This window comes from Streptomyces zingiberis (assembly GCF_012034935.1).
Classification (GTDB): Bacteria; Actinomycetota; Actinomycetes; order Streptomycetales; family Streptomycetaceae; genus Streptomyces; species Streptomyces zingiberis.
The window spans coordinates 73,692-97,280 of the sequence record NZ_JAATEN010000005.1 but is presented as its reverse complement, the minus strand read 5'-3'; the positions used below and the strand labels follow the sequence as shown (position 1 = coordinate 97,280).

Annotated in this window: 22 protein-coding genes; 17 read left to right on the top strand and 5 right to left on the bottom strand. The window is 73.8% G+C overall.

Going from position 1 to position 23,589, the window contains the following annotated elements:
* Positions 1–4 precede the first annotated feature (4 nt).
* From HCK00_RS08240 to HCK00_RS08190, 11 genes are all read left to right on the top strand, one after another.
* A complete protein-coding gene (locus HCK00_RS08240; protein ID WP_168101142.1) occupies positions 5–1,642 on the top strand; it encodes a CpaE/TadZ family protein in 1,638 nt (545 codons plus the stop codon).
* Positions 1,643–2,013: 371 nt separating this feature from the next.
* Positions 2,014–2,337, top strand: a complete 324-nt coding sequence (locus tag HCK00_RS27460; protein WP_311765209.1) for a TadE/TadG family type IV pilus assembly protein — start codon at positions 2,014–2,016, stop codon at positions 2,335–2,337.
* 140 nt (positions 2,338–2,477) lie between these two features.
* A complete protein-coding gene (locus tag HCK00_RS08230) occupies positions 2,478–3,815 on the top strand; it encodes a TadA family conjugal transfer-associated ATPase (protein WP_168101140.1) in 1,338 nt (445 codons plus the stop codon).
* A 10-nt stretch (positions 3,816–3,825) separates the two neighbouring features.
* Positions 3,826–4,779, top strand: a complete 954-nt coding sequence (locus HCK00_RS08225; RefSeq protein ID WP_168101345.1) for a type II secretion system F family protein — start codon at positions 3,826–3,828, stop codon at positions 4,777–4,779.
* Positions 4,780–4,845: 66 nt separating this feature from the next.
* Positions 4,846–5,739 carry a DUF5936 domain-containing protein gene (locus tag HCK00_RS08220; protein WP_168101139.1) on the top strand — a complete coding sequence of 298 codons (894 nt, stop codon included), beginning with the start codon at positions 4,846–4,848 and terminating at the stop codon, positions 5,737–5,739.
* Between the two features lie 217 nt (positions 5,740–5,956).
* Positions 5,957–6,232: a LuxR C-terminal-related transcriptional regulator gene (locus HCK00_RS08215; RefSeq protein ID WP_277348197.1), complete on the top strand. Its 276-nt coding sequence runs from the start codon at positions 5,957–5,959 to the stop codon at positions 6,230–6,232.
* A gap of 260 nt (positions 6,233–6,492) precedes the next feature.
* The gene (locus HCK00_RS08210) at positions 6,493–6,750 is read left to right on the top strand and encodes a hypothetical protein (RefSeq protein WP_168101137.1); all 258 of its coding nucleotides are present in this window, start codon (positions 6,493–6,495) and stop codon (positions 6,748–6,750) included.
* Positions 6,747–7,334, top strand: a complete 588-nt coding sequence (locus HCK00_RS08205; protein WP_311765208.1) for a pilus assembly protein TadG-related protein — start codon at positions 6,747–6,749, stop codon at positions 7,332–7,334. Before HCK00_RS08210 ends, HCK00_RS08205 begins: the two co-directional genes overlap by 4 nt.
* Positions 7,335–7,727: 393 nt before the next feature.
* Positions 7,728–7,964: a hypothetical protein gene (locus HCK00_RS28420; protein ID WP_311765207.1), complete on the top strand. Its 237-nt coding sequence runs from the start codon at positions 7,728–7,730 to the stop codon at positions 7,962–7,964.
* Positions 7,965–7,971: 7 nt separating this feature from the next.
* Positions 7,972–8,670, top strand: a complete 699-nt coding sequence (locus HCK00_RS08195) for an OmpA family protein (RefSeq protein ID WP_311765206.1) — start codon at positions 7,972–7,974, stop codon at positions 8,668–8,670.
* Positions 8,671–8,841: 171 nt separating this feature from the next.
* Positions 8,842–9,747 (top strand): SDR family oxidoreductase, encoded by a 906-nt coding sequence (locus tag HCK00_RS08190; protein WP_311765205.1) that lies wholly within the window; start codon positions 8,842–8,844, stop codon positions 9,745–9,747.
* A 234-nt stretch (positions 9,748–9,981) separates the two neighbouring features.
* Here the strand turns inward: HCK00_RS08190 and HCK00_RS26875 are convergent, their stop codons facing one another.
* Positions 9,982–10,269, bottom strand: a complete 288-nt coding sequence (locus tag HCK00_RS26875; protein WP_206320097.1) for a DUF192 domain-containing protein — start codon at positions 10,267–10,269, stop codon at positions 9,982–9,984.
* Positions 10,270–10,668: 399 nt separating this feature from the next.
* On the opposite strand from HCK00_RS26875, the gene HCK00_RS08180 reads away from it, so the two are divergent.
* A complete protein-coding gene (locus tag HCK00_RS08180) occupies positions 10,669–11,466 on the top strand; it encodes a prepilin peptidase (protein ID WP_375781932.1) in 798 nt (265 codons plus the stop codon).
* A gap of 525 nt (positions 11,467–11,991) precedes the next feature.
* On the opposite strand, the gene mgrA is transcribed toward HCK00_RS08180, so the two are convergent.
* Entirely contained in the window at positions 11,992–13,086 is a 1,095-nt protein-coding gene (mgrA, locus tag HCK00_RS08175) for an L-glyceraldehyde 3-phosphate reductase (RefSeq protein ID WP_168101134.1), read from the bottom strand.
* Between the two features lie 110 nt (positions 13,087–13,196).
* Here mgrA and HCK00_RS08170 point away from each other — a divergent pair, with 110 nt between their 5' ends.
* Positions 13,197–14,015 carry an isoprenyl transferase gene (locus HCK00_RS08170; RefSeq protein WP_168101133.1) on the top strand — a complete coding sequence of 273 codons (819 nt, stop codon included), beginning with the start codon at positions 13,197–13,199 and terminating at the stop codon, positions 14,013–14,015.
* Positions 14,016–14,216: 201 nt separating this feature from the next.
* Here the strand turns inward: HCK00_RS08170 and HCK00_RS08165 are convergent, their stop codons facing one another.
* The gene (locus HCK00_RS08165; protein WP_168101132.1) at positions 14,217–15,821 is read right to left on the bottom strand and encodes a sodium:solute symporter family transporter; all 1,605 of its coding nucleotides are present in this window, start codon (positions 15,819–15,821) and stop codon (positions 14,217–14,219) included.
* Between the two features lie 707 nt (positions 15,822–16,528).
* Here HCK00_RS08165 and phoH2 point away from each other — a divergent pair.
* The 3 genes from phoH2 to HCK00_RS08150 all read left to right on the top strand — a co-directional run bounded on the left by phoH2 (position 16,529) and on the right by HCK00_RS08150 (position 20,828).
* Complete coding sequence (gene phoH2 / locus HCK00_RS08160) at positions 16,529–17,866, top strand: RNA 5'-3' helicase PhoH2 (protein ID WP_168101131.1); 1,338 nt, start codon at positions 16,529–16,531, stop codon at positions 17,864–17,866.
* 469 nt (positions 17,867–18,335) lie between these two features.
* Positions 18,336–19,049 (top strand): aggregation-promoting factor C-terminal-like domain-containing protein, encoded by a 714-nt coding sequence (locus HCK00_RS08155; protein WP_446459014.1) that lies wholly within the window; start codon positions 18,336–18,338, stop codon positions 19,047–19,049.
* A gap of 153 nt (positions 19,050–19,202) precedes the next feature.
* Complete coding sequence (locus tag HCK00_RS08150; RefSeq protein ID WP_168101129.1) at positions 19,203–20,828, top strand: AI-2E family transporter; 1,626 nt, start codon at positions 19,203–19,205, stop codon at positions 20,826–20,828.
* A 349-nt stretch (positions 20,829–21,177) separates the two neighbouring features.
* Here the strand turns inward: HCK00_RS08150 and HCK00_RS08145 are convergent, their stop codons facing one another.
* Both HCK00_RS08145 and HCK00_RS08140 read right to left on the bottom strand, forming a co-directional pair.
* Positions 21,178–21,714 (bottom strand): alkyl hydroperoxide reductase, encoded by a 537-nt coding sequence (locus tag HCK00_RS08145; protein WP_168101128.1) that lies wholly within the window; start codon positions 21,712–21,714, stop codon positions 21,178–21,180.
* A 6-nt stretch (positions 21,715–21,720) separates the two neighbouring features.
* Positions 21,721–22,275 carry a peroxiredoxin gene (locus HCK00_RS08140; protein WP_168101127.1) on the bottom strand — a complete coding sequence of 185 codons (555 nt, stop codon included), beginning with the start codon at positions 22,273–22,275 and terminating at the stop codon, positions 21,721–21,723.
* 261 nt (positions 22,276–22,536) lie between these two features.
* On the opposite strand from HCK00_RS08140, the gene HCK00_RS08135 reads away from it, so the two are divergent.
* Positions 22,537–23,580: a hydrogen peroxide-inducible genes activator gene (locus HCK00_RS08135; RefSeq protein WP_168101126.1), complete on the top strand. Its 1,044-nt coding sequence runs from the start codon at positions 22,537–22,539 to the stop codon at positions 23,578–23,580.
* Positions 23,581–23,589: the final 9 nt, after the last annotated feature.

Genomic DNA, 23,589 nt, shown 5'->3' with positions numbered 1-23,589 from the left:
ACGGATGACCACCAGAATCCTCCCGGCCGTGGGCGACACGGACGCCGCCCGCTCCCTCACCACGCTCATCGGCCAGCTCCCGGACACCGAGCCCGCGCCGCCGGTGGGCGACTCCACGACCCTGCTCGACACCCTCGCCCGGCTCGCCGCCGAGTCCGTCGACGAACTGCCCGAGGTCGTCCTGGTCCATGAGCGGATCGGCCCGGTGCCCGCCCTGGACCTCATCCGGGAGACGACGCTCCGCTTTCCCGCGGTCGGGGTGGTCCTCGTCTCCGCCGACGCCGGGCCGCAGCTCTTCCAGGCCGCGATGGACTCCGGCGCGCGCGGCCTCGTCGGGCTGCCGCTGAGCTACGAGGAGCTGTCCGCCCGGGTCCAGGGCGCGGCGCAGTGGGCCACCGGCGTGCGCCGCCATCTGGGCGCCCCCGCGGAGGGGCCGGGCGGCCCGGGCGGCACCGTCGTCACCGTCACCGGGGCCAAGGGCGGTGTCGGCACCACCGTCACCGCCGTCCAGCTCGCGCTGGCGGCCCGCGCCGCCGGGCGGAGCGCCGCCCTGGTCGACATGGACCTCCAGTCCGGTGACATCGCCTCGTACCTCGATGTGCAGTTCCGCCGCTCGGTGGTGGACCTCGCGCAGATAAGCGACATCTCCCCGCGCGTCCTCCAGGAGGCCGTCTGCGACCACCCCACCGGGCTCGGCCTGCTGCTCGCCCCGGCGGAGGGGGAGCGCGGCGAGGAGGTCACCGACCGGGCGGCCCGGCAGATCGTCAGCTCGCTGCGGACCCGCTACCAGGTGGTGGTCATCGACTGCGGCACCCAGATGAACGCGGCCAACGCGGCGGCCGTGGAGATGTCCGACCTGGCGGTGATGGTGACCACGCCCGACGTGGTGGCCGTGCGGGCCGCGAAACGGCTGGTCCGGCTCTGGGACCGGTTGCAGATCCGCAAGGCCGAGGAGACCCTCACCGTCGTCAACCGGCAGACCCGCGGCTCGGAGATCCAGCCGCCGCTGGTCGAGCGGATCACCGGCACCCGGGCCGCCCGGACCGCCGTCCCGGCCGCCTTCAAGGAGCTCCAGCCGTCCGTGGACGCCGGGCGGTTGCAGGACCTCGACGACCGCTCCACGGTCAAGCAGGCGCTGTGGGCGCTCGCCGCGGAGCTGGGGCTCGCCGACGCGTCCGGTGCCACCGCCGCCCGTGGCGGGCGCGGCTCGCGCCAGGCCCGGGGGAAGGCGCTGGAGAAGTACGGCGACCGGGGCGCCCTCTCGCTGCTGCGGCGGCGCCGCGGCGGCGACAGCGGGCAGGTCGCGGTGGAATTCCTGGGCATGGTGCCGGTGCTGGTCGTCGTCCTGATCCTGTGCTGGCAGTGCGCGCTCACCGGCTACACCTACGCCCTGGCCGGGCACGCCGCGGACCGGGCCGCGCGCACCGCCACCGCCGAACGGAGCGCCGCCGCCTGCCAGGAGGCCGCGCGGGCCGATCTGCCGGGGGCCTGGCGGGACGGCGCGTCGATCGGCTGCTCCCGCGCGGACGGGCTGTGGAAGGCCCGGGTGGCCTTACCGGTACCCGTCCTCTTCCCCGGGACGGTGGACTTCCCGGTGACGATCACCGGCGAGGCCGGAGCGGCGGAGGAGGGCCGGCCATGACGACGGCGGGGACGGCAGGGGCAGCAGGGATGGCGGGGACAGCGGGAACGGCAGGGCCGGCGGGGCCGGCGGGGCCGGTGCGGGCAGCAGGGATGGCGGGAACGGACCGAAGTGCGGGCCCGCCCGCCACGGCGGGCCCGCCGGACCCCGCCCGGGGCTGGACGCCGGACCTGGCGCGGGTGCGGGCGCCGCAGCCTGCCCGGGCCCGATGGACGGCGTGGGCCGGGGCGTTCGCCCGGACCCGCCGCCCGGGTCCGGCCGCGCGCCGGACGGCCGGCGCGCCGGAGCGGCGCGGCCACGGCGGCCCGCCGGCGCGCGCCGGACGGTCGCCGGGCCCGCGCCGGCCCGGGCGTGACCGGGGCCAGGTGGCCGTGGAGTTCATCGGGTTCGTGCCCGTCCTGCTGCTCGTCGCGTTCGCCACGATCCAGCTCGGCGTCGTCGCGTACGCCGCCTCCCAGGCCGGGACGGCGGCGCGGGCCGCCGCCCGTACCGCCTCGTACCAGGAGTCCGACGTGGACCCGGTGGCGGCGGGGCGGGCCGCGATCAGCGGGTGGCTCGCCGACGGGACGAGCATCAGCGTCGGCGGCCCGGACGAGGAGGTCACCGCCACCGCCCGCGTCACCATCCCGTCCCTCCTCCCCGGCGTCGGCGACTTCGGCCCGGTGGAGCGGAGCGCGACCATGCCCCGCGACTGACGCCCGTGACCGGCCCGGACGCGGAACCCGGTGGCGGCCCCGGCAGCGGCCCCGCCGGCGGACCGTCACGCGGCCCCCCGCCGCGCCGAGAGCGCCACCCCGAGCACCCCGAGCACCCTGTCCACCCCGAGGAGCACACCATGAGCCTGAGGGCGCGCGTCACCTCACCCGAGGACGACGGCGGCACGCGCGAGGACGGGCACCTCGTCGCCGTCTACCGGGCCAAGCTGCTGGAGGAGATCGACCTCGCGGAGATGTCCGCGCTCGCCGCGGCCGAGCGCCGGGCCCGCCTGGAGCGGGTGCTCGGCCACATCATCAGCCGTGAGGGCCCCGTCCTCTCCACCGCCGAACGCTCGCAGCTCATCCGGCGCGTGGTGGACGAGGCGCTCGGGCTGGGCGTGCTGGAGCCGCTGCTGGAGGACCCCTCCGTCACCGAGATCATGGTCAACGGCCCCGACCACGTCTATGTGGAGCGGGCCGGCCGGGTCGAACGGGTGCCCGTGCGCTTCGCCTCGCACGAGCAGCTGATGCAGACCATCGAGCGCATCGTCTCCACCGTCAACCGCCGCGTGGACGAGGCCAACCCGATGGTGGACGCCCGGCTGCCCTCCGGCGAGCGCGTCAACGTCATCATCCCGCCGCTCGCCCTGACCGGCGCCACCCTCACCATCCGCCGTTTCCCCCGCGCCTACCGGCTCCAGGAGCTGATCGACCTCGGCACCCTCGACGAGCGGATGGTGATGCTGCTCTCCGGCCTGGTCCGGGCGCGGTTCAACGTGATCGTCTCCGGTGGCACCGGCTCCGGGAAGACCACCCTGCTCAACGCCCTCTCCGGGCTCGTCCCCGAGGGCGAGCGTATCATCACCGTCGAGGATGCCGCCGAACTCCAGCTCCAGCAGGCGCATGTGATCCGGCTGGAGACCCGCCCGCCCAACGTCGAGGGCCAGGGCCGGATCACCGTCCGCGACCTGGTCCGCAACTCGCTGCGGATGCGGCCCGACCGGATCATCGTCGGCGAGGTGCGCGGCGGTGAGACCCTCGACATGCTCCAGGCCATGTCCACCGGCCACGACGGCTCGCTCGCCACCGTGCACGCCAACAGCGCCGAGGACGCCCTGATGCGGTTGCAGACGCTGGCGTCCATGTCCGAGGTGAAGATCCCCTTCGAGGCGCTGCGGGACCAGATCAACAGCGCCGTCGACTGCATCGTCCAGCTCACCCGGCACACCGACGGCAGCCGCAGGGTCAGCGAGATCGCCCTGCTCTCCTCGCACGGCCGGGAGACGTACCGGCTGGCCACCGCCGCCCGCTTCGACGCCCGCCCGGCCGGCCCGGACCGGGCCGTGACCGGGAGCTTCACCTTCTTCCCGCTGCCCCGCCGGGTCGCGGACCGGCTCCACCTGGCCGGGGAGCCCGTGCCGCCCGGGTACGGCATCGCGGGCTCCGAGGACCAGCTCACGATCCGGGAGGCGAGCTGACGCCGTGACCATGGCCGTGAACGCGAACCTGCCGCTGCTGACGCTCGGCGCCACCCTGCTCTGCTGCGCGCTGGGCGTCGCGGGCGTGCACGCCTACGCCGCCGGGCGCGCCCGCCGGCAGGACCTCATCGACCGGCTCTCCGCCCCCGGCGCCACCGCGAGTGACGGTGGCGGCCGGGGGCGCCGCTTCACCGGCGTGGACCGGCGGCTGCGCCGCACCCGCCTCGGCCGCGGGCTGGAACAGCGGCTGGCCGCCACCGGACTGGACACCACCCCGGGTGAGTTCTTCGTCCTCCTGCTGGCCTCCGTCGCCGCCCTCTGGCTGATCGCGGCCTCCTTCCTCGCCGCCTTCTTCGGGCCGGTCGCCGCGCTCATCGGCATCTGGGCCGGGTACGCCTTCCTCGGCTGGCAGCGGACGCGCCGCAACGAGCGGTTCATCAACCAGCTCCCCGAACTCTCCCGGGTGCTGGCCAACGCCACCCAGGCCGGGCTGGCCCTGCGCACGGCACTGGCCATGGCCGCGGAGGAGATGGAGGCCCCGGCCGGCGAGGAACTGGCGCGGGTCGCCGACAAGCTGGCCGTCGGCCACTCCGTCGACGACGCGCTCGGCGAGATGGCGGAGCGGCTGCCCTCCCGCGAACTCTCCGTCCTCGTCACCACCCTGGTCCTCTCCCACCGGGCGGGCGGCACCGTCGTCGGCTCGCTGCGTAACCTCACCCAGACGCTGGAGGAGCGCAAGGAGACCCGGCGCGAGGTCCGCACCCAGCTCTCCCAGGTCACCGTCACCGCCTACGCCGTCCCGGCGTTCGGGCTGGGCGCGCTGCTGCTGATGGACCGGGTGATGCCGGGCGCGCTGGAGCGGATGACCGGCTCCTTCTACGGGCAGGCCGCGGTGGTGATCAGCCTGGGGCTCTACGCGCTGGGGTTCGTGCTGATCCGGCGCATGTCCAGGATCCATGTCTGAGGCGCGGCGCGGGCCCGTCCCGCCCCCGCGCCGGGGACACCGCCGAGAACGAGAAGGGGCCCGCCGATGACCGCCCTGCTGCTCGCCTGCGCCGCCGCGCTCAGCGCCGTCGGCCTCGTGCACGGCGTCGCGCTCTACCGCCGGGAGACGGAACTCCCGGGCGACCTGCGGGTGGCTCTGGAGGTCGGGGCCACCCGCACCACGGCCGTGGGGTCGGCCGTCGACCGGCTCGGGATGCGCTGGGCGCCGCTGGTGCTCCGCATGATGGGGCCACGGCGCGCGGACCGCGTCCGCCGCCGCATCGACCGGGCCGGCAACCCCGGCGGCCTCACCCTCGACCGCTACGCCGCCCGGCGCGCCGTCTACGGGCTCATCGGCTTCACCGGAGCGCTGGCGATGCTGCTGCGCGGCCAGTTCGTCCTGGCCGTGCTCCTCGTCCTCTTCGGCCTCTTCTGGGTGGAGGCCGGGATCTGGGCCGCCGTACGCGAGCGCCGGGCCGACATCGAACGCACCCTGCCGGACTTCCTCGACGTCCTCGCGGTGGTCGTCAGCGCCGGACTGAGCTTCCGGCAGGCGCTGGAACGCGTCGCCGACCAGTACAGCGGTCCCTGGGCCGACGAACTGCGGATCGCCCTGCGCCGGATGGACATGGGCGTCAGCCGCCGGGAGGCGTTCGACGAACTGCGCCGGCGCAACGACAGCGACCAGGTCGCCATGTTCGTCACCGCGCTGCAACAGGGTGAGGAACTGGGCGCGCCCATCGTGGACACCCTCATCCAGATCGCCAACGACATGCGCCGCACCGACGCCCAGAACGCCCGGCGCCGGGCCGCCCGGGCCGTGCCCAAGGCCACGCTGACGGTGACCACCTTCATGCTGCCGGGGACGCTGATCCTGCTGGTCGCCGGTTTCGTCTTCGGCTCGGGCGTGGACTTCGGGGCGCTGCTGGGCGGGGGGTGACCGGGCCGTGCGGGTATCGCCTCGTCCCGGCACGCGGCCGACGGCAGGCGGCAGGCGGCCGACGGCAGGCGGCAAACGTCTGGCCGGTGCATCTGCACACGGCAGCCGCAGGGGTCCCACCGCTCCCTCCCGGCCCCGACCGGCCCGGGGCACAGGGGAAGAAGAGTGGACGGAACGACGGGAACGTCAACCTCCCCCTTCGCAAGCGCAATCACCTATGGCACAGTCGGAGGCGGAGCGGCCCTCTGTTCGCGGGCCGCGCGCGGATTTCGGCCGGAGCCACCGGGAGGCGGGAATGAGGGAAGCGATCGCCTCCGGCCTGAGCAGCCGCCAGAACGCCGCCGCCGGTTTCATCGGTGACCGGACTGTCAAGAACAACCACATCGACCGGATCTGCGCGAAACTCTCCGTCACGACTCGTTCCGCAGCGATACTGGCTTGGCTCGGCAGAGGAGAACGGAAACACGGACCCGCCGGCGGCGGCCATGGCTGAACGGAGGACAGGCGCGATGCGGACTCCGCACCCTTCGCTTCCGGGTCCCCGTCGCCGGGGCGGCCGGATCCGGCCCGTGCCGCCCGGCGCGGGTCCGGCGTACTCCGCGTATTCCGCCCTCTGGGCCCGGAAGTTGGCCCCTGGGCCCTCGCCCTCCGCCGAGTGGTCGTCGTACGGTCCGTCGGAGACGAGTGTGTCTGTTGTGCCTGTGTCGTATGCGCCGGTCGGCGCACGACCGGCCGGCACGGGAGGAAGGTCCCATGGCGAACAAGACCTTGGCGCAGGCCGCGGCCGGGACGCTGGTCCGCGTGAGCGGCTGGCGGGACACGGCGGTGAGGGCGATCACCGCCCGGACCCGCCGAGCCGCGGGCGGCGGGGACCGGGGGCAGACCGCCCTCGAATACTTGGGCATCATCCTGGTGGTGGTGCTGATCATCGGGGCGATCGCGGGATCGGGGATTGGGCAAGCGGTCCTGAGCCGCATCATGCAAGCCATTTCCAGCATCAAGTCCGGGTGATACGCGATCGCTGCTCACCGGGTGACTCCGGGCAGGCCTTCCCCATCTACATCATGGTGGTGGCGGGCCTGCTCTTTCTTGCGTTCGCCTACTTCGCGGTGGGGCAGGCCGCGGCCACCCGCAACAGCGCCCAGACGGCGGCGGACGCCGCGGCGCTCGCCGCCGCTCAGGAACTCCGTGATCAGTGGACCGACGGTTTCCTCGACGCCCTCGAAGGCGACGGGGGCTGGGAGGACTGGCTCGGAGGGAACGGGGACACCGACCCGGGTCCCGCCTGTGCGGCGGCCTCCGACTTCGCCGCCAAGAACCGTTCCGGTGTGACCTCCTGTCAGTGCGCGCTCGACGAGTGCACCGTCTCGATCCGCACGGACTTCACGATCGGTGAGTCGATCGTCCCCGGCACGGAGAGCATGCATGGCGAGGCCGACGCCACGGCGGTGGTCGAACCACGCTGTGGCGTGGAAACCGGCGACACGGACGCCGTGGAGTTCTCCTGTGACGGTGACGACTGGATCATTGACCTCGACGACCTGGATCTGCTGCCGGAGGCGGCGGACCTCTTCTCCGTCCACTTGTCCGAGTGACCGCTGAACCTACGAGCAGAGGAACGCTTCATGAGTATTCGGCACACGGCGAAGGCCCGAAGGGGAGCCGCCGCAGCAGCGCTTGTGGCGAGCTTGGTGCTTGCCGTGGCCGGTTGTGGATCTGACAGTGATGAAAAGCCGTCAGGAGAATCATCGGCACAGGAGGACTCCGGCAGGGACTCCGGTGCGGGCGAGCCGGAAGGAGGGGAATCGGAGGGGTCCGGACCCTCCGAGACCATCGCTGAACTCAAGGGTGAGAGCGGTATGAGCCTTGCCGTCCACGTGCTGAAACGGGATTCGGGCGGATTTCTGACTCTTGAGGGAACAGTTCGGAACGATGGTAAGGAATCGTATTTCGACACCACCAAGTGGCAGGGTAACGAGAAAGAGATCATGAGTAACGGTTACTCCCTCGGTGGGGCTGCTCTTGTGGATCACAAGGGCAAGAAGCGTTACTACACCCTGCGGGACACGGAGGGACGGTGCTTGTGCACCACCGGGATCACCGAGGTAGCCCCCGGCAAAGATGTCCCCTTCTTCGTCCAGTTCCCCGCCCCACCCGAAGGCACCACCGAGGTGGAGTTCTCCCTGCCCACGTTCGACTCCGCCACCGTAGAGATCACCGAGTGAGCGCCCCGTGAACGCGACTCGCCCTCACCCCGGTCTCCCGCTGCGTCGGCCGCACGTGTTGCGGGCCCCCACCGCCGTCGCCCTGGTCCTGGCGCTCTCCGCGCTCGGCGTGGTGCACACGGCCGACCTGGCCCGCGCGGACGACGACCCCACCACCCCCACCGCCCCCGGCGCTCCCGGGGGCCCCGGCGCGGCCGTGACCCCGTCACCGCCCGTCGAGATCGACGCCGACGACCCCGACCTCAAGATGGTCGCCGGTGCCCAGCTCGCCGACGCGAAGGTGCTCGACATCAAGTCCGTGGTCGAGGACCTGGGCGGCGAGGAGCGCCGTGAGGACACCAACGCGGACGTCACCTTCTCCCTCCAGGCGGAGGTGCTCTTCGGCAAGGACAGCGCCAAGCTCGACTCCAGGGCGAACGCCCGGATCGCCGAGATCGCCGAGGAGATCAAGAACCAGGACGCGCAGCGGGTCCAGGTCTTCGGCTTCACGGACAACCTCGGTTCCTCCGCGCACGGCGACGTGCTGTCCAAGAAGCGCGCCAACGCGGTGCACAAACAGCTCGTCAAGGATCTCGACTCGGGCGTGACCTTCGACATCCGCGGCTACGGCGAGCAGTTCCCGATCGCGGACAACTCCACGGAGGAGGGGCGGAAGAAGAACCGCCGCGTCGAGGTGTCCTTCCCCCGCTCCGCGAACGAGGGCTGACGGGGCCCACGAGGCGCGCCCACGGGGCCGGTTGTGCGCCCCCGGCGCTCCCGTCGCGGCGGGGTTCCGGTGGTGGCCGGGCAGTCGCGTGGTGGCCTGCGCGGGAGGGGCGGACGCGGGCATGATGCCGGGAGGGCGGTGCCCCGCCGTCCGTCCCGAGGAGGTGGCGCGGTGGTCCCCCAGTCCGTCCTGGTGACCGGTGGAACCGGCACGCTCGGCCGGGCCGTCGTCCAGCGGCTGCTCGACGGCGCGCCGCCCGGGGCGCGGCTCCCGGACGGCAGACCGGCCGTCCGGCTGCTCAGCAGACGGCGGCGCCCCGCCGGTGACGACCGGCCGTACGACTGGGTCACCGGTGATCTCGGCAGCGGAGAGGGCATCGCGGAGGCGGTCGCCGGCACGGACGTGGTCATCCACTGCGCCACGACGGCCGGCCGCGGCGACGTCGAGGCCACCCGGCGGCTGACGGAGACCGTCGCCGGCCAGACGGAGGGCAGCCCGCACCTGGTCCACATCTCGATCGTCGGCATCGACCGGATTCCCCTCGGGTACTACCGGGCCAAGCTGGAATGCGAACGGATCATCGAATCCTCGCAGGTGCCGTGGACGATTCTGCGCGCCACGCAGTTCCACGATCTGATCGTCCGGATCGCGGCGGCCCAGCGCCGGCTGCCGGTGGCGCTGGCCTGCGCCGGGGTGCGGTTCCAGCCGGTGGACGTGGGCGAGGTCGCGGGACGGCTGGTCGAACTGGCGGACGGGCTCCCCGCCGGGCGCGCCCCCGACATGGGCGGCCCCGAGGTGCGTAGCCACGCCGACCTGACGCGCGAGTGGCTGCGGGCCACCGGGCGCCGGCGGCCCGTCCTGTCGCTGCCGCTGCCGGGGAAAGCGGGCCGGGCCCTGCGGGACGGTGCCAACCTGGTGCCCGCAGGCGGGGCGGCCCCCGGGGGCACGGCCGGCGACGGCGGCTCCGGCGACGGCGGCAGCGGCTCCGGCAATGGTGGCGGCGGCGGGACGGGCCCGGCCCCGACCATCGGGCGGGTCACCTTCGGCCGGTACCTGGCGGCGCGCCACCCGGGATGACGGGCCGGTGGCCGGCCCGGCCGGGCTCCGGCCCGCGGTGGCTCCGGGAGGCCCCGGGGTGACCGTCCGGGTCGTCGGGCCGCGGCCGCGTCGTGCCGTTGACCCGTGGCCCATCTGCTAGCGCCCGCCCCCATGTCGTCGTCTGCCCGTCTGCCCGTCTCCCATTTGCCGTTGCCGTTGCGGGTGCGGTGCGGTGCGGTGCGGGGGGCCGTCGTCGCCGGCAGGGGCCGCCGGTCAGCCGATGCGCGCGCGGGAGCCCCGCCGCAGTCCCCACCGGGCCATCGCGCCCGCCTCCGCCTCCAGCACATGACGGGCCCGGAATCGGGGCCGGCCCATCCGGCCGGGGCGCATGGTGCGTACGGCGAGCACCCGGAGGTCCCAGCTCAGATAGGCCACGTCGATCGGGAAGCCCATCCGGAAGGTGTGCACGCTGTTCGCGGGCGTCAGCAGGATCGCCCCCTCGATGCCGTCACGGCCGAGGAGACCGCGGGTACGGGCCCGCAGCGAGGCGGCGATCTCCAGGGGGACGGTCGTCGGCCCCGGTGGTTCGCTTCGCCGGGGTTCCGCCCGCTCGGCACCGCTCCGACCGGCCGCGCCGGCCGCGCGAGGGGTGCCGGTCGCGGGACCGGTGCCGGCACGGCGTGCGGGGCGGCGGGCCGGGACGGGGACGTGGTCCGGGGCCGGGAGGATCGTCAGGGTGGTGGTGCCGTCCCGCAGCCGCGCCATGCCGGTCCGCCCTTCGTCGTCCTTGATCTCTCACCTGATCGCCTGATCACCTGGGCCCTGTCCCGGGCGTTGTCCCAGGCCCCAGCCCCCCGGGTTCTACCAGAACACGGCTCTCCACGGGGCGCGTCACCCGATTCCGGGGTTAGGGCCCCCGGGCCCATGACCGGTGGGCCTCCCGGTCCGTAGGGTCGGGGCGTGCTGCTGCCGCTGACTCTCCTCGCCGCCCTGTACGGTGCCGCCGCCGGCCTGCTGGTGCCCCGGGCGGTGTACCGGCTCGCCGTCGAGCCGGGGGAGCCGTGGCGCGCCGACTGTCCCGCCGGGCATCCGCTGACCGGGCCGTTACGGGGCTGGGCCGGAACCGGCCGCTGCACGGACTGCGCGCCCACCGGGCACGGCGGGCCGCTGCCCCTCGTCGCCGCCCTCCGCCCGGTCGCCGCCCCCGGCCCCTCCGCCCCCCGCCCGCTCGGCGCGGCCGCTCTCGGTGCCGCCGCCTGTGCCGGGCTGGCGGTGGCCACGGGCCCGCGGCCGGAGCTGGCTGCGTGGCTGCTGCTGGTGCCGTTCGCGCTGGTCCTGGGCTATGTCGACGTGGCGGTTCACCGGCTGCCGGATGTCCTGACCCTCACGCTCCCGCCCGCCGCCGCCGTGCTGCTCGGGCTCGCCGCGCCCCTGCCCGGGGTGGCGGGGTCCTGGACGGGAGCGCTGCTCGGCGGGGTGGTGCTGGGCGGCGCGTTCCTGCTGCTGTTCCTCATCCACCCGGCAGGCATGGGGTTCGGGGACGTCAAGCTGGCGGTGACGGCCGGTGTGATCCTCGGGTGGTACGGCTGGGTGGTGCTGTTCATCGGCGCTTTCGCCGGGTTCCTGCTGGGCGCGGTCTACGGGGGCGCGCTGGTGCTGCTGCGCCGCGCCGGGCGCCGGACCGCGCTCCCGTTCGGCCCTTTTATGATGTGCGGCACTTTTCTGGGGATGCTGGTGGGCGGTCTGGGCGCGGGGTGAACGGTCACGCGGCGTGATGCCAGGGGCAGTTGACGGCTCCCCCGTCCGGAGGGGCCGCCGCTGCCGGTGCGCGGGGCGCGCCGCGCCTACGGCGACCACCGCCCGCATGGGGTTATGGTGGGAACCCCCCCTCGGGCCGGTCCGTATCCCCCCCACGGACCGGCCCGTTTCTTTTCCCCCGGGACGGTCACGGCGGCCGTCCTCCCGCTCACCGGACGTGACGGACGGTGAGCGAGGGCGTCCGGTCCACCGGCCCGGCCGCCGTTCGGCCCGCGGACCGGCGGAGATCGGTCCGCCCCCGTGAACGGCCACCGCGCCCCGCCCCCGTCCCTCATGCCGCGTGAGTCCGTGAACCCGCGCCCCAGCATCCCGGGGGCCCGCACCGGACCTCGCAGGTTCCTCCGGCCCGGCCCGGCCCGGCCCGGCCCCGTCCCCCGTCCGGTGGCCCGCGAAAGCCGCGGGTCCCGGGCCCGTCCCCCGCCACCCGCACCCCGCGGGCCCCCGTCCCACGCCCGGACCCGCTGGTCAGCCCCGGAGCGCCCAGATGTTCACCCCCGGTGTGGTGACCGCGAAGGTGTCGATCTCGGCCAGCTCCTCGTCCGTGAACGCCGGCCCGCCGAGCGCCGCCACGTTGGCCTCCAGCTGCCGCACGCTCGACGCCCCGATCAGCGCGGACGTCATCCGCTCGTCCCGCAGCACCCAGGCCAGGGCGAGCTGCGCCAGCGTCTGGCCGCGGCGCCGGGCGACGGCGTCCAGCCCCCGCAGCCGGCGCACCACGTCCTCGGTGAGCAGGCCGGGGTCGAGCGACTTGCCCTGGGCGGCGCGGGAGCCCTCCGGGATGCCGTCGAGGTACTTGTCGGTGAGCAGTCCCTGGGCCAGCGGGGCGAAGGCGATGCAGCCCATGCCCTCCTCCTCCAGGGTGTCCAGCAGCGCGTCGTCCTCGGTCCAGCGGTTGATCATCGAGTACGAGGGCTGGTGGATCAGTGGCGGGACGCCCATCTCGCGCAGCAGCCGGGCCGCTTCCCGGGTCTGCTCCGCGGTGTACGAGGAGACGCCCGCGTAGAGCGCCTTGCCCTGCCGGACGGCGGTGGCGAGGGCGCCCATCGTCTCCTCCAGCGGGGTGGCGGAGTCGAAGCGGTGGGAGTAGAAGATGTCGACGTGGTCGAGGCCCATCCGGCGCAGCGAGGCGTCCAGCGAGGAGAGCAGGTACTTCCGCGAGCCCCACTCGCCGTACGGCCCGGGGTGCATCCGGTAGCCGGCCTTGGTGGAGATGATCAGCTCGTCCCGGTAGGGGCGGAAGTCGCGGGCGAGGTGGCGCCCGAAGTTGGCCTCGGCGGAGCCGGGCGGCGGGCCGTAGTTGTTGGCCAGGTCGAAGTGGGTCACGCCCAGGTCGAAGGCGCGGCGGAGGATCGCCCGCTGGGACTCCAGGGAGCGGTCGTCGCCGAAGTTGTGCCAGAGGCCGAGGGAGATCTCGGGGAGCCGCAGCCCGCTGCGGCCGCTGCGCCGGTAGGCCAGGGAGTCGTAGCGGTCATCGGCCGCGCGGTACGGGGCGGAGGGGCCGGAGCGGCCGCCGGAGCCGCCGGGGCGGGGAGAAGCGGGGGCGGGGGAGGAATCTGTCACGCTCCTCTCCCTATCACGCCGCCGGCGGGACACGGTTGGCCCGCTCGGTGGTGGGAGCAGTACTGTGCTGGCTTCGGTGCTGGCACTGCTCGGAGGGGCTGAGGAAGGCGATGCTGCGGAAGGCCGAGGGGCACGACGGGACTGAGCGGCGGCGCCGCGGACCCTACGCGGCCGTTCGCGAACTGGTGTACGGGCTCTACGCGCGGCGTGTGGAGCGCCGGCTCGACACCGCCCGGGGCCCCAAGCACATCGGCGTGATCCTCGACGGCAACCGCCGCTGGGCCCGCGCCTCCGGCGGTACGGCCGAGCAGGGGCACCGGGCCGGGGCCGGAAAGATCCAGGAGCTGCTCGGCTGGTGCACCGAGACCGATGTGAAGGTGGTCACGCTCTGGCTGCTCTCCACGGACAACTTCGACCGGCCGGAGTCCGAGCTGGGCCCGCTGCTCGGCATCATCGAGGGCGCCGTGCGGGACCTGGCGGCGGACGGCCGCTGGCGGGTGCACCACGCCGGCACGATGGACATCCTGCCCGCCCGCACCCAGACCGTGCTCAAGGAGGCGGAGGAGGCCACCGCCCACGTCGACGGGATACTGGTCAACGTCGCCGTCGGCTACGGCGGCCGGCAGGAGATCACGGACGCGGTGCGGTCCCTCCTCACCGCAGAGGCCGAGCGCGGTACCTCGCTGTCGGAGCTGGCCGACAAGCTGGAGGTGGAGCACATCTCCCAGCACCTCTACACCCGCGGCCAGCCCGACCCCGACCTGGTGATCCGCACCAGCGGCGAGCAGCGGCTCTCGGGCTTCATGCTCTGGCAGAGCGCTCACTCGGAGTACTACTTCTGCGAGGTCTTCTGGCCCGCGTTCCGGAAGGTGGACTTCCTGCGGGCGCTGCGCGACTACGCGGCACGGCACCGGCGCTACGGCGGCTGACCGGCGATCCGCCGTCCCCGGGCCGGTCCCGCCCGTCCGGAGGCATCCGTCCGAGGTCCTGGTCCGGCCCGCCGTACGCCCGGGCGTACGGCGGGCCGGACACGGCAACGGCAGAGGGGGCGGTGCCGGCGCCCGTACCCACGGACACCGCCACCGCCCCCGCCGTTCCCCCGCCCGAGACGCCCCGCCGGGCCGGGCCCGTCAGCCCACCGGCTGCCGTGTGCGCCCGCCGGGCCGCCACTCCCCGTCGTCCGGTTCCGGTTGCGGCTCCGGCGCCTCCCGGCGGTTGCCCAGCCAGGCAAGGAGGAAGCCGACCGGGATGGAGACCAGTCCGGGGGAGGACAGCGGGAAGACCTGCCAGTCCGCGCCGGGGAAGACGGCGTCGGGGGCGCCGGAGATGGCCGGGGAGAAGAACATCAGCAGCACGGTGACGGAGATGCCGCCGACGACGGCCCAGCGCAGCCCGGAGACCGTGTACCGCCGCCACAGCAGGCCGACGCAGAGCGCCGGGAGCACCGACGAGGCGGCGACCGTGTAGCTGAGGATCAGCCAGAACTGCGGGTTGGCGTCCCGCCCGAAGACGGCCAGGGCGATGGCCGCAGCGCCGGCGGCGAGCAGCGCCAGCCGCGCCCGGACCCCGTCGTGGATCCGGACCCGCCGCCGGGCCTTCTCCGCCCTGCCTGCTCCCAGGTCGTGGACGATGGCGGCGGAGCTGACGAGGAGCATCACCGAGGCGGAGGCCATGACGGTGAGGAAGGTCGCGGAGGCGATGAAGGTGAGCACCATGCCGGGCCCCTGGTCGCCGCCGTCCAGCGCGTCGGCGAGCAGCAGCAGGTTGTTGCCGCCGCGCGGTCCGGCCGCGTTGATGCCGTCCGCGCCGATCAGTGCCTGGATGCCGTAGCCGAGGAAGATCGCCGAGAAGCAGAGCAGGGCGACGGTGCCGGCCGTCCAGCCGGCCGCCCGCCGCGCCTCGGACGGTCCGCGGCTCGTGGTCAGCCGGGGGATGAAGTGGGGCAGGAAGGCCGCGCCGAGCAGGATCGTCAGCACGAGGCTCACCGTGTCCACGGCGCCGGTCGTGCCGCCGCCGAACAGATGACCGAAGGAGAAGTAGGAGTCTCCGGCCTGGCTGCCCTTCTCGGCTGCCTTCGCCAGCTCCCCCGTGCTCCAGCCGAACTGGCCCATGACCAGCGCGGCGAGCAGGGGGCCCATGAAGACGAAGGACACCGCCATGCCGGCCTGCAACAGGGTGGCGCCGCGTGCGCCGCCGATGGAGGCGCAGGTGAGGATGATCAGGCCGAGCACCACGGTGCAGGCCGTCTCGCCCAGCCGGCCGGGGAAGCCCATCAGCGCCGCGGTGATCTCGCCGAGCGGCCCGAGCTGCGCGACGAGCAGCGGTACGGAGGCCACCAGCGCCGCGACGGCGGCCAGCCGGCGCGCGGCCGGCCCGGGCAGCCGGTGGGCGAGGACATCGCCGAAGGACCGGGTGTGCTCGATCGGCAGCCGCCCCGCGAGCACCCGGCTGAACAGCAGGGGGGACAGCGCGGTGGCGATGACCACGGCGATCCCGTCGAACCCGGCGACGGCGACGGTGCCGACGATGTAGAGCACGCCCGCGATCGACACGAAGTCACCGCTCAGGGCGAGGCTCTGGCGTACCGGTCCGTTGCCCGAGCCGCCGCTGTGGAAGGCGTCCGCGCCTTCGCCGAGGTCCTGGCTGCTCCACATGGAGAGCAGGAGGCAGCCCAGGACGAAGAGGAGGAAGAAGAGGACCGTGGTGAAGTGGTCCCCGGTGAACCCGGTGGTCACGCGGTGCTCCCTCCGCCACGGCGGACCCCGGCCGCCCGCGGGGGCCGGGGTGACCGGAGCCGGCGGGCCGGGACGGTGGAGGGCCGGGCGCGGCCCGGGCGGGGGGAGCGGTGGGGGGAGTTGATCAAACGGGACACGAACGCTCCAGTGCGGAGAAAAGGGCAGGGTGACGGCACGGCGCGCCGAAGTGGCGGCCGTGTCACCGGAGGGGGTCGTTCTGCGGGGCCGGCGGTCGACCGGCGGTTCGGGGAGCATAGGTGGGTGATCCGGGGACGGCCAGCGGGCCGTCACGCCCGGTGGGCCTGACTGCCCGGTAACTCCCGTTCCGTTCCCCGGACTTCACGCGATCCGCACCAGCTCTCCCACACCATGGAGATGCTGGTGGCCCACGCGCCCCAGGGGCCTCACCCCCGGGGCGCTTCCGCCTGCCGGGCGCACCGGGGCATGGCGCCGCTCGTTCGAGGGAATATCACCACCAGATCGACGCCCGGCCCATGGGTGTCGAACGCAGCGGGCGGCTCGGTGGCCGCCCGCCCGGGAGGCCCTTTGCACACGGACGACCGCGCGGAACACCGGCCCCGGCCGGTCGTCCCGCGGGCGGGAGTCGGGGAGGGCCGGTCGCCGGCCCGCGCAGCGTGGCCGGCACCGGTTCAAGTCCCCCGCGACGCCGTCGCACCCCGACCTCATCCGAGGGGGTTCGTCCACCCGTGGTGACCAGCACGAAACGCCGCCTGCACGACCGGCGCACCTATGTCGTCGACACCAGCGTCCTGCTCGCCGACCCGTCCGCCATGACCCGCTTCGAGGAGCACGAAGTCGTGCTCCCGGTGGTCGTGGTGACGGAACTGGAGGCCAAGCGGCACCACCCCGAACTCGGCTACTTCGCCCGGCAGGCGCTGCGCCGCCTGGACGAGTACCGGATCCGTCACGGGCGGCTGGACGCGCCCATCCCCATCGGGGAGCTGGGCGGGACCCTGCGGGTGGAGCTGAACCACTCCGACCCGTCGGTCCTGCCGCCGTCCTTCCTCGGCCCGTCCGGCCGTCCCGGGGACAACGACACCCGCATCCTCGCCGTGGCCCGCAATTTGCAGGCCGAGGGGTACGACGTCACCGTCGTCTCCAAGGACCTGCCGCTGCGGATCAAGGCGTCCGCGGTGGGTCTGCTCGCCGAGGAGTACCGGGCGGAACTGGCCGTCACCGACTCCGGCTGGACCGGGATGGCCGAACTGTCCGTGCCCGCAGAGGAGGTGGACGAGCTCTTCGCCGCCGACAGCGCCGTCGTGGCGGCGGCGGAGGGGCTCCCCGTCCACACCGGCCTGGTGCTCCAGTCCGAGCGGGGCAAGGCCCTGGGCCGGGTGACCCCCGGCGGCCGGGTCCGGCTGGTGCGCGGTGACCGGGAGGCGTTCGGCATCCACGGCCGCAGCGCCGAACAGCGCATCGCCCTCGACCTGCTGCTCGACCAGGAGGTCGGGATCGTGTCGATGGGCGGCCGGGCCGGCACCGGCAAGTCGGCGCTGGCGCTCTGCGCGGGGCTGGAGGCCGTGCTGGAACGGCGGCAGCACCGCAAGCTGATGGTCTTCCGGCCGCTGTACGCCGTGGGTGGGCAGGAGCTGGGCTACCTGCCGGGCAGCGAGGCCGAGAAGATGGGCCCGTGGGCGCAGGCCGTCTTCGACACGCTCTCCGCGGTGACCTCGGCCGGGGTCATCGAGGAGGTGGTGGAGCGCGGGATGCTGGAGGTGCTGCCGCTCACGCACATCCGCGGCCGGTCCCTGCACGACGCCTTCGTGATCGTCGACGAGGCGCAGTCCCTGGAGCGCAACGTGCTGCTCACGGTGCTCTCCCGGATCGGCGCCAACTCCCGTGTCGTCCTGACCCATGACGTGGCCCAGCGGGACAATCTGAGGGTCGGCCGGTACGACGGTGTGGTCGCCGTGGTCGAGCGGCTGAAGGGCCACCCGCTCTTCGCGCACATCACCCTCAACCGGTCCGAGCGTTCCCCGATCGCCGCCCTCGTCACCGAGATGCTGGAAGACGCCCCGGTCTGAGGGGTGTTGGGGCCCGGGCCGGGCCCCGTGCGCCGCGCGCCGCACCGCGAAAGCCAAGGAGCTTAGCGGTGGGGCGTGCGGCGCATCCCTTTTTCCGATGAAGTGATCGCGCAAACCTCGTGTGAGCTTTCCCACGCACCGGGGAATTGCCTCAACCACCCGCCGTCCGGCAGGGTGTGGGTTCTGTCAGGCCCCGCGTACGGCATCATGAGCACCACCCCCGGTTCATGCCCCTCGGGTGAGGGCCGGGAGCGGAGCGCACCGCCACCAGGAGCGCGCCACCAGAACTGAAGACCGCCGCCGTACGCCGCCCGAGCAGCGAGCGGAACTCCCCCCGGGGAGGCCGCCCGGGTCCGCGCCTCCGTGACCAGCCGGTCCCGCCCTGGGGACCGGAACAATGGGGGCCAGCGCCAGGGGCACGATCGCGCCCGCGAGGTCACCTAAGCGGGCGATGCTGGAAGGAAACCGTGTGAGCCGGATTTCGGTCCGGGGATTCGCCGTGGCATCCGCCACCGCGGTCACCACCGTCGGCGCGGTCGTCGGTGTGGCCTCCGGCGGCACCCAGGCATCGGCCGATTCGATCGAGGCCACCGCCGCCGACGCGACCCTCCTCGCAGACATACCCGCCGGGAACCACGCCGTGGCCCAGACGGCTTCCCTGACGCAGCAGGCGGACGCCCAGTCCCTCGCTGCCGAGACGGAGGCCAAGCGCTCCGCGGAGGAGTCCGCGCGGAAGCAGGCGGCGAAGGACGCCGCCGCCAAGAAGGCGGAGGCGGACAAGAAGGCCGCGGAGGAGCGCGCCAAGGAGCGCGAGGCAGCCGAAGCCAAGTCTGCTGCGGCAAGCCGTTCCGCGACCCGCGACGCCTCGGACTTCGGTGTCCAGAGCTCCTACACCGTGGCCCAGGTCCAGGCCATGGCACGGCAGATGGTCCCCGCCGACCAGTTCCAGTGCTTCAGCAACATCGTGGACCACGAGTCCAGCTGGAACTACAAGGCGTCCAACCCGTCCTCCGGGGCCTACGGCCTCATGCAGGCGCTGCCCGGCTCCAAGATGTCCAGCGCCGGCGCGGACTGGCAGACCAACCCCGCGACGCAGATCAAGTGGGGCCTCAGCTACATGGACGGCCGCTACGGCAGCCCCTGTGGTGCCTGGGAGTTCTGGCAGGCCAACAACTGGTACTGAGACCCGCGGCGCCCGCCGGCGCCGCACGGGCCCACTGAAGACGGCCCCCGCCTCGTGGCTCAGCCACGGGCGGGGGCCGTCCACGTGTAACGTCGGTCCGACTGCCTCGGGGAGGACTGACTGCCTCAGGGGACTGGGGGAAGTGGGAGAGACATGTCGAGACTGCCTGACTGGCTCGGGGGCGTGGGTTCCGGGCTGACGAAGATCGCCGCCCGGATGAACGAACGCCGGGCCCGCGCCGAGGAGCGCGCCGCCGAGGCCGGTGAGGCCGACGCGGCCGCCTACGACGACGGGGACGGCGGTGCGGGCGGTCCTTCCGGTGCCGGGCCCGGGGCGGGCCGGTCCGGGGCCCGGTCCGGCACCCTCGTCCCGCCGCCGCCCGCCTACGCGCCGAGTGTCGCCGCCCGGCGCGAGCCGGCCGACTCGGTGCCGTGGAGCATGCGGGTGGCCTCCGAGGTCGGCTGGCGGCTGCTGGTGCTCGCAGGCACGCTCTGGGTGGCGATGCAGGTCATCAGCACCGTGCGGCTGGTGGTCTTCTCCTTCGTCATCGGTCTGCTGATCACCGCCCTGCTCCAGCCCACCGTCGCCATGCTCCGCCGCCGCGGCGTGCCGCGCGGCCCGGCGACCGCCCTGACCTTCGTCGGCGGCATCGTCTTCATGGGCCTGATCGGCTGGTTCGTGGTCTGGCAGGTGATGGAGAACATCGACAACCTGTCCAGCCAGCTCCAGGACGGTATCCAGGAGCTGAAGCGGTGGCTGCTCAACTCGCCGTTCCACGTCACCGAGGAGCAGATCAACCAGATCGCCCAGAACCTCAGCGACGCGGTCGGCAGCAACACCGAGGCCATCACCTCCGCCGGTCTCCAGGGCGTCACGGTCGTCATCGAGGTGGCCTCCGGCCTGGCGCTCGCGATGTTCTCCGCCCTCTTCCTGCTCTACGACGGCCGCAAGATCTGGGACTGGCTGCTGAAGCTCATGCCCGCCTCCGCGCGGGACGGGGTCGCCGGGGCCGGTCCGCGCGCCTGGCTCACCCTCACCGCGTATGTGCGGGGCACGGTGGTGGTGGCCTTGATCGACGCCATCTTCATCGGCATCGGCATCTACTTCCTGGGTGTGCCGATGGCGGTGCCGCTGGCCGTCATCATCTTCCTCAGCGCCTTCGTGCCCCTGGTCGGCGCGGTGGTCTCCGGTGCCCTCGCGGTGATCGTCGCCATCGTCACCAACGGCGTGTTCACCGCGCTGTGGGTGCTGGTCGTGGTGCTGGCCGTGCAGCAGATCGAGGGCCATGTGCTCCAGCCGCTCATCCTGGGCCGCGCGGTGCGGGTGCACCCGCTGGCCGTGGTGCTCGCCGTCACGGCGGGCGGCCTCGTCGCGGGCATCGGTGGCGCGGTGGTGGCGGTGCCGCTGGTGGCCGTCGTCAACACGGTCGTCGGCTATCTCTACCGGCACGCGGAGCGGCAGGCCGCGGCACGGGCCGAGGGCGTGGGGCCGACGGTCACGGTCCCGGCCGCCGTCGCGGCGGCCTCCGCGGCGGCGTCCTCGGCGGCGTCCGCGTCCGGCTCCGCGGCTGTGCCGTCCTCGACGACGTCCTCCGCGCCGGCGCCGGCCCCGGACGACGAGCCTCGGGGCGGGCCGTCGGCGCCCCCGGGCACCCGGCCGGGCGCGGAGGCTCCCGACGGCACCGCCGGTGAGCCCGGAGCCACCGGCTCCGGCCCGGGGGCGGGCCCCGCGCCGGACGGCCCCCGGCCACCGGAACCGCCGGACCGGCCCGCCGGATAGCGCGGTTCCGCACCGGCGCCCGTATCCCCGGCCGGGGCCGGGTGGCGGGCGCCGGCCCGGCCCGTACGGGTTGCGCGGGCCGCCGTGTGCCCCGCGCTCCGTCCCTCATCGTTCCGCCGGTCCCGCCCGCCGGGGCCGGGGGCACGGGACGGTACGGAGGCCGGAGCGGGGGAGACGGGCGGCGCGCGGCGTGACCGGCATGACACCCGTGACCGGACATGACACAGGGGCGCCCCCACCGACCGGTGGGGGCGCCCCTGTGCGCAGGCCAGGACGTCAGGGCCAGGACGTCGGGGCGAGGGCGCCGAGGCACGCGCGGCGCCGTGCCGCCGGCCGGCCCGGGCGGCCGTCAGGCCTCGGCCAGCACCTCTTCGGCGTCCAGCGTCGCGGCGACCGCCTGCACCACCGCGGCGATCTTGAAGGCCTCCTGGATCGTCTCCCGGCCCAGACCGGCGGTGCGGAGCACCTGCTCGTGCGAGTCCAGGCACATGCCGCAGCCGTTGACGGCGGAGACGGCGAGCGACCACAGCTCGAAGTCCGTCTTGTCCACGCCCGGGTTGCCGATGACGTTCATCCGCAGGCCCGCGCGGAGCGTGCCGTACTCGGGGTCGGACAGCAGGTGCCGGGTGCGGTAGAAGACGTTGTTCATCGCCATGACCGCCGCGGCGGCCTTGGCGGCGGTGTACGCCTCCGGCTTGAGGTTCGCGCGGGCTTCCGGCTCCAGCTCGCGCAGCACGCGCGGGGAGCGGGAGGCGATCGCGCAGGCGAGCACCGTGCCCCAGAGCTGCTGCTCGGGCAGTTCGGAGTTGCCGATGACGGAGCCGAGGTTCAGCTTGAGGTCCTTGGCGTAATCCGGCAGCGCGGCCTTGAGTTCGGCGAGAGCCATCTCAGATCACTCTCCCGAGAGCAGCTTGACCGGGTCCAGGGTGTCCTCGCCCTGCTTCCAGTTGCACGGGCAGAGCTCGTCGGTCTGGAGGGCGTCGAGCACCCGCAGGACCTCCTTGGGGTTACGGCCGACGGAGCCGGCGGTCACCATGGAGAACTGGATCTCGTTGTTCGGGTCCACGATGAAGACGGCGCGCAGGGCGTAGCCGTCCTCGCCCTCGACGCCGCAGTCCCGCATCAGCTCGTGCTTGGGGTCGGCCAGCATCGGGAAGGGCAGGTCGCGCAGGTCGGCGTGGTCCTTGCGCCAGGCGTGGTGGACGAACTCGGAGTCGCCGGAGACGCCGAGGATCTGCGCGTCACGGTCGGCGAACTCGTCGTTCAGCTTGCCGAAGGCCGCGATCTCGGTCGGGCAGACGAAGGTGAAGTCCTTGGGCCAGAAGAAGACCACACGCCACTTGCCCTCGTAGCTCTTGTGGTTGATCTGCGCGAAGGCCTTGTCCGCGTCGAGGTCGACACAGGCGGTCAGGTCGTAGGCGGGGAACTTGTCACCAACGGTGAGCACGCGATCTCCTTGCAAGGGTGGTAAGCCCCCTTTTGGGGAGCTTTCCTGAGGTTGGACAGGCCCCACCCTGGCACAGAGTGCATTGATCGCGGAAATCGCCGCGCGGAGACCCGTTGATAGCATCCCCTTATCGAACGCCCCGGCGGGGCCGTCACAGGGCGGGCCGGGACGCGCGGAAACGACGGAACCCGCAGTGACCGCAGTGACCGCAGTAACCACGGAAACCCCCAGAAACCCCAGTAACCACGGGAGGAGAGTCCGGTGCCCGCAGGACGAGGACCGGGGCCCGCCCCCGCCCGGCGGCCGACGCTCGCCCAGCTCCGGGCGTTCGCCGCCGTCGCCGACCACCTCCACTTCCGGGACGCGGCCGTGCACCTGCGGATGAGCCAGCCCGCGCTCTCCGGCGCCGTGTCCGCGCTGGAGGAGGTCCTCGGGGTGCAGCTCCTGGAGCGTACGACACGGAAGGTGCTGCTCACCCCGGCGGGCGCCCGGCTGGCGGCTCGTGCCCGTACCGTCCTGGAGGCGGTCGGCGAGCTGATGGAGGAGGCCGACGCGGTGCGCGCCCCGTTCACCGGCACCCTGCGGTTCGGCGTGATCCCCACCGTGGCGCCCTATCTGCTGCCGGCCGTCCTGCGGCTGGTCCGGGACCGCTACCCGGAGCTGGAGCTCCAGGTCCACGAGGAGCGGACGTCCTCCCTGCTCCAGGGGCTCACCGGCGGCCGGCTGGACCTGCTGCTGCTCGCGGTGCCGCTCGGTGCCCCCGGCGTCACCGAACTGCCGCTCTTCGACGAGGACTTCGTGCTCGTCACCCCGCGCGACCACTGGCTCGGCGGGCGCCGGGACATCCCCCGGCAGGCGCTCCGCGAGGTCGATCTCCTCCTGCTCGATGAGGGGCACTGCCTGCGCGACCAGGCGCTGGACATCTGCCGGGAGGCGGGCCGGGAGGAGGGGGCGGCGGCGACCACCGGCGCGGCCGGGCTCGCCACCCTCGTCCAGCTCGTCGCCGGCGGGCTGGGGGTGACCCTGCTGCCGCGCACCGCGCTCCGCGTGGAGACCGGGCGCTCCGCCCACCTCGCCACCGGCCGCTTCGCGGACCCGGCGCCGTCCCGGCGGATAGCGCTGGCCATGCGGTCCGGGGCGGCCCGGCAGGAGGAGTTCGAGGCGTTCGCGGCGGCGCTGCGCGAGACGCTGACGGGGCTTCCGGTGCGGATCCTGCCGCCGGACGCGCCACCGCCCCGGGCGCCGTCCGCGCCGTCAGCACCGTCCGCGCCGTCCGCGCCGTCCGCACCGCCGCGGACGGGCTAGCCGGCGGCG

Bases quoted from the DNA above. Each gene is read 5' to 3' on its own strand.
- HCK00_RS08240 (WP_168101142.1), top strand. From the start codon at position 5: ATGACCACCAGAATCCTCCCGGCCGTGGGCGACACGGACGCCGCCCGC.
- HCK00_RS08230 (WP_168101140.1), top strand. From the start codon at position 2,478: ATGAGCCTGAGGGCGCGCGTCACCTCACCCGAGGACGACGGCGGCACG.
- HCK00_RS08225 (WP_168101345.1), top strand. From the start codon at position 3,826: ATGGCCGTGAACGCGAACCTGCCGCTGCTGACGCTCGGCGCCACCCTG.
- HCK00_RS08220 (WP_168101139.1), top strand. From the start codon at position 4,846: ATGACCGCCCTGCTGCTCGCCTGCGCCGCCGCGCTCAGCGCCGTCGGC.
- HCK00_RS08215 (WP_277348197.1), top strand. From the start codon at position 5,957: ATGGCACAGTCGGAGGCGGAGCGGCCCTCTGTTCGCGGGCCGCGCGCG.
- HCK00_RS08210 (WP_168101137.1), top strand. From the start codon at position 6,493: ATGGCGAACAAGACCTTGGCGCAGGCCGCGGCCGGGACGCTGGTCCGC.
- HCK00_RS28420 (WP_311765207.1), top strand. From the start codon at position 7,728: ATGAGTAACGGTTACTCCCTCGGTGGGGCTGCTCTTGTGGATCACAAG.
- HCK00_RS08170 (WP_168101133.1), top strand. From the start codon at position 13,197: ATGCTGCGGAAGGCCGAGGGGCACGACGGGACTGAGCGGCGGCGCCGC.
- HCK00_RS08150 (WP_168101129.1), top strand. From the start codon at position 19,203: ATGTCGAGACTGCCTGACTGGCTCGGGGGCGTGGGTTCCGGGCTGACG.
- HCK00_RS08145 (WP_168101128.1), bottom strand. From the start codon at position 21,714: ATGGCTCTCGCCGAACTCAAGGCCGCGCTGCCGGATTACGCCAAGGAC.